Below are 1,117 nucleotides of genomic sequence, written 5' to 3'. Positions count from 1 at the left end.
AGCGTGAACAGAACAGCCGATACGGTCAGATAATGTGCGATGCCGACAACCATCTCAGAGTCCCTCGCCTGTCTTGACCTTGCGGATTTCCATGCCGGTCGCCGGCGTGCGGCCGACCTGGGCCGCGATCGACTGCCGCTTGACGCCTGGCTTATGGCGCAGGGTCAGCACGATGGCGCCGATCATGGCGACCAGCAGCACGAGGCCCGAAATCTGGAAGTAGTAGAGGTAGTCGGTATAGAGGATGTCGCCGAGCGCGGCGGTATTGGTCCGCGTGGCGAGATCCGGAATGGGTTTGGAGACCGTCGAAGCGAGCTGCGGCGCGAAAGTGTAGCCGCCGAGAACGACGATCAGCTCCGCCGCCAGGATCAGCCCGACCAGCGCGCCTATCGGCGCATATTGCAGTGCGCCTTCCTTCATCTCGGCGAAATCGACGTCGAGCATCATGACCACGAACAGGAACAGCACCATCACCGCGCCGACATAGACGACGAGCAGGATCATCGCCAGGAACTCGGCCCCGGTCAGCATGAACAGGCCGGCGGCGTTGAAAAAGGTCAGGATCAGGAACAGCACCGAATGCACGGGGTTGCGCGACGAAATGACCATGAACGCCGAAGCCACCGCGACAAAGGCGAAGAGGTAGAAAAAGGCCGCCTCTAGTCCACTCAACATTGGGGATCCCCCGGGTTCCTGTACGAACAGGACGCTCGTCCTGTTTGTTGTCTCTGGCCTGGTTCCGCCTCCGGTTCCAAAGCCGCGTTGTCCTAGCCCATGTTCCGATCGGGTTGAAAGGCCCGATCGAAAGAAACATGGGCCACTCTGTATTCCGGAGCATGATCTGGTCCGAAAAGTCCGCAACTTTTCGGGATCATCCTCTGGACGAGGCCCCTGCCCCGCCCATGCGTCAAATATCAGCGGTAGGGCGAGTCCAGCGAGATGTTGCGCGCCAGTTCGCGCTCCCACCGGTCGCCATTCGCCAACAGCTTGTCCTTGTCGTAGTAGAGTTCCTCGCGCGTCTCCGTCGCGAATTCGAAATTCGGCCCCTCGACGATGGCGTCGACCGGGCAGGCTTCCTGGCAGAAGCCGCAATAGATGCACTTCACCATGTCGATGT

The 1,117-nt window shown here is 60.4% G+C and carries 2 protein-coding genes; both read right to left on the bottom strand.

The annotated features are described in order from the left end of the window. Positions 1 to 54 precede the first annotated feature (54 nt). The gene (locus tag EN893_RS35095; RefSeq protein ID WP_127267204.1) at positions 55 to 675 is read right to left on the bottom strand and encodes an NADH-quinone oxidoreductase subunit J; all 621 of its coding nucleotides are present in this window, start codon (positions 673 to 675) and stop codon (positions 55 to 57) included. 239 nt (positions 676 to 914) lie between these two features. Next, positions 915 to 1,117: 4Fe-4S binding protein (locus EN893_RS35090; protein WP_164901438.1), on the bottom strand; the 203-nt coding region annotated here is incomplete at its 5' end.

It is taken from the genome of Mesorhizobium sp. M7A.F.Ca.CA.004.04.2.1 (genome assembly GCF_004022825.1).
Taxonomy (GTDB): Bacteria; Pseudomonadota; Alphaproteobacteria; order Rhizobiales; family Rhizobiaceae; genus Mesorhizobium.
This window is presented reverse-complemented; position numbering and strand designations above follow the sequence as displayed.